This is a genomic window from Nitriliruptor alkaliphilus DSM 45188 (genome assembly GCF_000969705.1).
Classification (GTDB): domain Bacteria; phylum Actinomycetota; class Nitriliruptoria; order Nitriliruptorales; family Nitriliruptoraceae; genus Nitriliruptor; species Nitriliruptor alkaliphilus.
Genome location: NZ_KQ033901.1, coordinates 1,426,005 through 1,432,338 on the forward strand (window position 1 = coordinate 1,426,005; position 6,334 = coordinate 1,432,338).

At 68.6% G+C, this 6,334-nt stretch carries 8 protein-coding genes; 5 read left to right on the forward strand and 3 right to left on the reverse strand.

All coding sequences use genetic code 11. The features are described from left to right. Positions 1–110 precede the first annotated feature (110 nt). On the forward strand, positions 111–581 hold the full coding sequence (locus tag NITAL_RS06720) for an NUDIX domain-containing protein (RefSeq protein WP_052665337.1): 471 nt from the start codon (positions 111–113) through the stop codon (positions 579–581). Here the strand turns inward: NITAL_RS06720 and NITAL_RS06725 are convergent. After that, positions 548–1,138, reverse strand: a complete 591-nt coding sequence (locus NITAL_RS06725) for an HD domain-containing protein (protein ID WP_169786758.1) — start codon at positions 1,136–1,138, stop codon at positions 548–550. The genes NITAL_RS06720 and NITAL_RS06725 overlap by 34 nt on opposite strands. Positions 1,139–1,664: 526 nt before the next feature. On the opposite strand from NITAL_RS06725, the gene NITAL_RS06730 reads away from it, so the two are divergent. From NITAL_RS06730 to NITAL_RS06745, 4 genes are all read left to right on the forward strand, one after another. Then, positions 1,665–2,057 carry a very short patch repair endonuclease gene (locus tag NITAL_RS06730; protein ID WP_281175591.1) on the forward strand — a complete coding sequence of 131 codons (393 nt, stop codon included), beginning with the start codon at positions 1,665–1,667 and terminating at the stop codon, positions 2,055–2,057. Positions 2,058–2,122: 65 nt separating this feature from the next. Further along, positions 2,123–3,271 (forward strand): DNA cytosine methyltransferase, encoded by a 1,149-nt coding sequence (locus tag NITAL_RS06735; RefSeq protein ID WP_052665340.1) that lies wholly within the window; start codon positions 2,123–2,125, stop codon positions 3,269–3,271. A gap of 3 nt (positions 3,272–3,274) precedes the next feature. Then, on the forward strand, positions 3,275–3,961 hold the full coding sequence (locus tag NITAL_RS06740) for a hypothetical protein (protein ID WP_052665341.1): 687 nt from the start codon (positions 3,275–3,277) through the stop codon (positions 3,959–3,961). 492 nt (positions 3,962–4,453) lie between these two features. Continuing rightward, positions 4,454–5,080, forward strand: coding sequence for a YtxH domain-containing protein (locus NITAL_RS06745; RefSeq protein ID WP_157041671.1), 627 nt, complete (start codon positions 4,454–4,456; stop codon positions 5,078–5,080). Between the two features lie 515 nt (positions 5,081–5,595). Here the strand turns inward: NITAL_RS06745 and NITAL_RS06750 are convergent. Beyond that, positions 5,596–5,931 (reverse strand): Rv3235 family protein, encoded by a 336-nt coding sequence (locus tag NITAL_RS06750; protein WP_052665343.1) that lies wholly within the window; start codon positions 5,929–5,931, stop codon positions 5,596–5,598. 250 nt (positions 5,932–6,181) lie between these two features. Beyond that, positions 6,182–6,334 (reverse strand): JAB domain-containing protein (locus tag NITAL_RS29370; RefSeq protein WP_342674220.1); only part of this gene is annotated, 153 nt, incomplete at its 5' end.

Sequence of the window (6,334 nt, forward strand, 5' to 3'; positions counted from 1 at the left end):
TGATGACCACTCAGATGTCCCTGGAGGCGCTCGGAGCGGGGGATGTCGGTTGCGGAGCGCGTGCAGCGGCCATGAAGCTGTGCAAGGATGCCGCCGTCTGAGGGGGCGCAGTGAGCCGGACGGACTACTTTCGAGACCCCGGGGCACCGGAGCCGAATTCGCTCGTTCCGGCCGTTTCAGCAGTCGTCGCGGACGACGAGGGACGCATCCTGCTGCACCGTCGCAGTGACAACACGAAGTGGTCGATTCCAGGTGGCCGCATGGAGATTGGGGAGTCCGTGGCCGAGGCTGCGGTCCGCGAGGTGCGCGAGGAAACCGGCATCGAGGTCGCCCCTGTCAGCCTGGTGGGCGTCTACTCCGATCCGCGTTCCGTGGTCGCTTACGACGACGGCGAGGTTCGTCAGCAGTTCTCGATCTGCCTGGCGTGCCGGCGCGTCGGTGGGTCGGTGTCGGCGGACAGCGATGAGTCACTCGAGGTCCGCTTCGTGGACCCGGAGGAGATCGCCGCGCTCGAGGTGAGCCCGGCGATCCAGCTGAGGATCGACGACTACCTTGCTGGGGGGCCAGCCGTGCTGCGGTGACCCAGCCGCCGTCCCGACAGCTCGCGCTCGACGGTGTCGACCGCGCGCTGCAACTCCGGCAGAGCGAGGTGCAGCGCCCGCACTACGAGGTGATCGGCGCCGTAGCGGGCCTCGACGTCGGCGACTCGGGAAGCGAGGTCCGTCCGCTCCCCGTTGGGGCCGACCGTCATGTCGCAGTAGGTCAGGAGATCTGCGACCAGTGAGCGCTCCTCCTCGAACGCTGCAAGCCGTGACGCCAAACCGCGCAGGTCGGCTTCGAACCGTGCACCGCTGTGGTGAGCGACGAGAGCAACGATGCGGCGCGGGAACTTGCCGGTGAGGTGGTGACCGCCGTCGAGCGCGTGGAGGCCGGTGCGCTGGACACTCGGAGCATGACCGACGTCGTGCAACCAAGCGGCGGCGACGAGGGCCCGACGGTCCTCGGCTGCAAAATCGATCGACAACTCCTGGGCGCGTACTGCGACCGCAGCGCTGTGCCGACGCCGGGTCGGGTCACCGGTCAGCAACGCCCGCATGGTCGCCGCGGCCGCCCGCGCGGTTGGAGGGGTGATGTTCATGGCGAGCACCTTGCCGGATGCCAGCTGGCGCCGCGACTCCTCGTCGGCCGCGACGCACCGCTTACCGGGGGCTGTGCGAGCATCCGCTAGCCGAGGTCGCATGGCTGCCGTCGCTTGGCGAACGACAGTTGGCCGGAGCAGTAGCTTGCTGGGAGCATCCGGACTGGCACCAATCTCCGGCGGAGCAGGCGGCCGCTAGCCAGGTCGGGCAGTCGCGCTCAGCGCCCTCGGGGCGACCAGGCCAGGTCTCCGGGGAGACCAGCGAACTGATGAAGCCGGTGGGCCCGGGAGGCTCGGGCATTGCAGCCGCGCGTGCAGGCCGTGGCTTGCGGCCTCAAGCCGGAGCAGGTAGCTGAAGAGGTCACCGCCTGGTTCCCTTGCGAGGAGGTGCGCGGCCCTGGGCCGACGAGGACTCGAGCGCATCGAGCCCTCGGGGACGCCATACCGGGCAGAGATTGGGATAACGATTGCCGAGCTAGGTGGCGAAGCCTGGACCCCACCCGACGGGTCGTGGGCTTCGTCTGCGCTGGCGAGGAAAACCATGACGTCGACACGCTCTCGTGATACGGCCCCGGAGCTTGCAGTCCGTTCAGCGGCGCACCGGCTCGGGCTCCGCTACCGGGTGGACGTGGCACCCCTTCCCGGAAGCCGTCGGCGCGCAGACATGATCTTCCGTCGACCTCGCGTCGCGGTCTACGTGGACGGTTGCTTCTGGCACGGCTGTCCTCAGCACTACCAGGCACCCCAGCGGAACGCTGACTACTGGAAGGCCAAGGTCGAGGGGAACCGGCGGCGCGACCGCGAAACCGACAGGCAACTGACGGAGGCGGGCTGGACCGTCGTTCGAGTGTGGGAGCATGAGGACGCGATCGACGCGGCGCTGCGCATCCTCAGGGTGGCGAAGACGGCCGACGGATAGCCTACGTCGGCGATGTCGGCTGCGTCGTTAGGCTGCGCCAGACGACACCGAACTCTGAGGGCCCCTTGAGCAACAGTGCAACCTTCCACGAACCGTGGGACCTCTCCGATGATCAGCGAGCTCGATACCGAGCAATCTCCAACGCCTCGCGCGAGGCGAAGAAGCGGGCACTCGGCGGCAAGGGGCCAGCGCCCGTCCACGCGATCAACACCCCCACGCTTGACCCGCTGACCCTGATGCCGCTGCGCGCGCCGAACGGCCTGCGAACCCTGTCACTCTTCAGCGGTGGTGGCGGCCTCGACATCGCCTTCGAGCGAGCGGGGTTCGCTCATGTGGCCTCCTACGAGATCCTCCAACCAGCAGCCGACACCCTTGTGAAGGCTCGGCCCGACTGGATGGTGTTCGGCGGCGAGGACGGCGACGTAACGCGAGTTGACTGGAGTCAGTACAAGGGTTCAGTCGATCTGGTGCAGGGCGGACCGCCCTGCCAGCCCTTCTCGGCGGCTGGCCGCCAACGCGGCGAGGGCGACGCGCGCGACATGTTCCCGGAGTTCGTCCGTGCGGTGACAACGATCGAGCCGCGGGCGTTCGTAGCCGAGAACGTCCCCGCGCTACTGCAGCGGAAGTTCAACGACTACGTCGAGAGCCGAGTCATCCAGCCGCTGAGCAGAAACTACGATGTTCGAATCCTGGTACTCCAGGCACCCGCATTCGGCGTACCTCAGGTACGGAAGCGAGTCTTCTTCGTAGGAATGCGGCGTGATGGCTCGATTGAGGACTTCCATCCGCCGGAACCGACCCACTCCCTGCCCAACGATTCGGTAGTCGGGCTCCCACGGTGCATGGGGGCGCGGCAAGCCCTAGGGCTACCAGACATTGGGCATGATGGCTTAGCTCCCACGATCCGAAGCACACTCACCGGACCGAGGCACACCACGTCGATAGTGAGCAGCGCATCTGCCGCCCGAAAGTGGGCGGACCTGGAGCTATGGCCGAACGGGGTCGCCCCATCCCGCGAGCAGGCACGTGCGTTTGTGGCGAAAGACCAGCATTTTCGCCTTTCGGTCGCCGACTGCGCAGTTCTGCAGGGCTTTCCGCAAGACTGGCCGCTTCAAGGCCCCACCTACATGCAGTTGGGTCAACTCGGCAACGCCGTCCCGCCCCCTCTGGGCTACGCGGTGGCCTGCTCTGTCGCTGACGCGTTGGCGAAGTAGCTGATGCCAGTTCAGGATGACGAGCGCGAGACCCAGTTGGTACAGCTCTTCAATCTCACCGTCCCCGACGACCGTCGCCGCGACGAGACGGATGCCTACCTCGAGCTGCCGGACGGCAGTTCGGTTCCCTTCGAGCTCAAGTCGACGTCGGGCGCCTCCATCTCGACCGTGCGTGACTTCGGACCAGCGCACGTACGGAAATGGCAGGGGATGCACTGGCTGTTCGGTTTCTACGACCCGACCGGCAATCGTCTCTTGTACTGCCACTACGGCTCCCCGGCCGCCATGCGTGAGTGGGTGGCCGGTCGGTGGGCATATGTTCGCCCCGACTGGGAGCTGGCCCGCACGGCCCCGCAACGGATCGGCCTCGCGGAGGTCGAGGCCATCCTCGGCGCGCGCGAGTCCTACACCCTTCAGGACGCGCGGGCGATCCAGAAGCGCCAGTACTCCAGGGCTGAGTATCGCAGCCGTGTAGATCTGCCAAACAGTGAGTACTCGCCTGAGGCGATGATCGCCATTCTCCGCGATCGGGCTACCTACTTGATGGAGCGGGGCGCAACCCTCAACAACCCGAAGATTCCCGCAACGTACTTCATAGGTTGGGAACGAATCGTCAGGGACCATGCGGCTCGACTTCGCGAACTGCATGCCGAGGCAAGTGCACTCGGTGACCCGCCGCCCCTGATCTGAGCTAGGCGGCCGGCCTCACGCGGATTGCGAGCCACTCTGTTGGCACGAGGCGCTACCCCGAGTAGCCACCGCGGGCCCAAGAGTGGATGACGGAGTCGAACGGCTCCGGATTTCACAACGCCGTCCACATCAGCGTCTCGGCGACTTGCGTCGAGAGCGGCTCAGGCGGCTCGGGATGCTGGGGATCGTCGCCGACGTGTGCCTCGTGGTGGCCGCGTGCAAGCTCCTCGGTCTGCGCAGCCTGCGGCTCGCCCCGGCGTGACGCCGGCGTGACGCCGGCCGGACCCAGCGGCCGTCCGGCCCCGTCCGAACGGGCGGATGGCTCGCGTCCCCCCGTCGGACGGTCCCCTCGGACAGCTGACGCGCGCCCGACGGAGGAGGCAGGGTGGAGCCGAGGTCGCCGTTCCTGGCGACCGCGCCGGCCGAGCGGCACCACCCGAGCGCCACGCCGGACGCCGCGAGCTCCCCGCCCCTCCGACCGAAGGCACCACCGTGCAGCTCGATCGACTTCCCGACCTCCTCACCGAGCAGGTCGACCGCGTCCGCGACCGCACCGCCGAGGCGGTGGGCTCGGACGGCGGTTCGGTCCTGCGTGACCTGTCCAAGGTCGACCACAAGCTCGACCGCATCGAGAAGCACCTCGCCGCGCAGCTCGACTCCATCGCCGAGCTCACCCGGGAGACCGACGACCGCATCGACGACCTGGCGCGCGGCAACGGCACCACCTGGCCCCGCCGCCTGTTCTGGATCATGATCGGGATGGGCGCTGGCGCGGCTGCCGCGTACCTCGTCGACCCGGACCGTGGCGAGCAGCGCCGAGAGGAGATCGTCGGCCAGGCTCAACAGCGGGTGCAGGCCGCGACCCACGAGGCCACCGAGCGGGCTCGTACCGTCGCGGACGAGGTCGCCCACCGCGCCCAGGACGTCAAGGACCAGGCCATGGCCAGCGGCCGGAGCGTGGCCGACGAGGCCCAGCACGCCGCAGAGGACGTCGCGACCGAGGCCCAGCGCGCGGTCGTCGACGTCCGTGACGAGGCGCAGGACGCCGCCGAGGACATCCGGGACCAGGTGAGCTCCGACGACACGCCGTCACGGTCGACGAGCGGCCCCGGCATCTGATCCCCCACGGCGGCAACGTCGGAGGTCTGGTCGTTGGGAGTGACTGACTCGCGGAACTGCCCATGATCGGGGTCGTGTCGTCGTCATCTGTGGTGGCGGCGATGTCCCGCGCAGCGAAGGTAGGGGCATCGTCGCCGGAGCCGTTCCACGAGGAGTCCCGTTCGCCCATGATCAGCGCGAAGGACCGGGGGGTCCCGCTCCGGACTCGGGTTACGCGCGAAGACGCGACGCGAGCGGTGGTGGATCCGGCTCGGGTGTCCACAACGCCCAACAGCTCTGGGCAGCGCAGCGGCGAGGGGTAATCGATACTGGAGCCTTTCGACAGGGTGAGGCCAGTGAACGATGACCCGTTTGACATCAGGCTCCTCGATGAGCTCCTCGCAGCAGCGCAGCCGGCAAGGACGGACGGCACCGCCTATCGCTGGGAGCATCCGGACTGGCACCCTTGTCCAGGGGAGCGAGCCGCCGCTGACCAGGCGGAGGCAGCCGCGCTGGCCGCCCTCCGGGCGACCAGGTCAGATACCCCAGAGGTCCGTGGCGATCGCCGCGATCTGCACCTTCCCCTCCGTGCCCTCGACTCGAACTCCCAGGGGGTGCACCCGCCCGGCGTGGTCCGTGACCGTCGCGGCTACCTCCATGGCTTGCGCCGCGTGGACCTGCTGGACGAGGACGGTCCGAACGGTGGCGATGGGGAGGTGTCGTCGGGGTCGGATGCTGAGGCGTAGGACCACGTCTGGCGCCGCGATGGGCTCGATGTCCGGGGCCGCCCTCTGCCCGGCGAGGACCTCGACCAGTGGCACAATCAGGTGCTGGCGAATCGCGAACTCGATCGGTGCGGGCAGCGTTCGCATCGTTCCTCCGTCCTGGTGGCTGACGGAGTGCCCGGCGCGGCGCGCCCACAGGGGCGTCCAGCCGCGTGCGACGCCACGCGCAGCAGCACCGCGCGTGCCGTGCCCGAGTCTGGCTGGACGAGCCGAGAACGCGGCGCAGCGTGGTCGACGTAGCCATCTGGAACGGACGGACCCGATGCCCTCGGTCGCCGACTTGCTCGGCCAGACCGGCAGGCGGTGGGGCCGGATTGCTCGGCCCCACCGCTTGGCGCTAGATGTGCCCCCGGCGTGCCAGGGAGACCCACCGGTCGCCGGCGATCACCAGGTGGTCGAGGAGGTCGACCCCAACCAGTTCGCCTGCGCGGACCAACCGGCGGGTGAGGAGCTCGTCATCACGCGACGGCTCGGCGTCGCCGGAGGGGTG

What these genes read in the sequence shown, in the direction of transcription:
- NITAL_RS06725 (WP_169786758.1), bottom strand. Translation starts at nt 1,138, where the DNA reads ATGAACATCACCCCTCCAACCGCGCGGGCGGCCGCGGCGACCATGCGG.
- NITAL_RS06740 (WP_052665341.1), top strand. Translation starts at nt 3,275, where the DNA reads ATGCCAGTTCAGGATGACGAGCGCGAGACCCAGTTGGTACAGCTCTTC.
- NITAL_RS06750 (WP_052665343.1), bottom strand. Translation starts at nt 5,931, where the DNA reads ATGCGAACGCTGCCCGCACCGATCGAGTTCGCGATTCGCCAGCACCTG.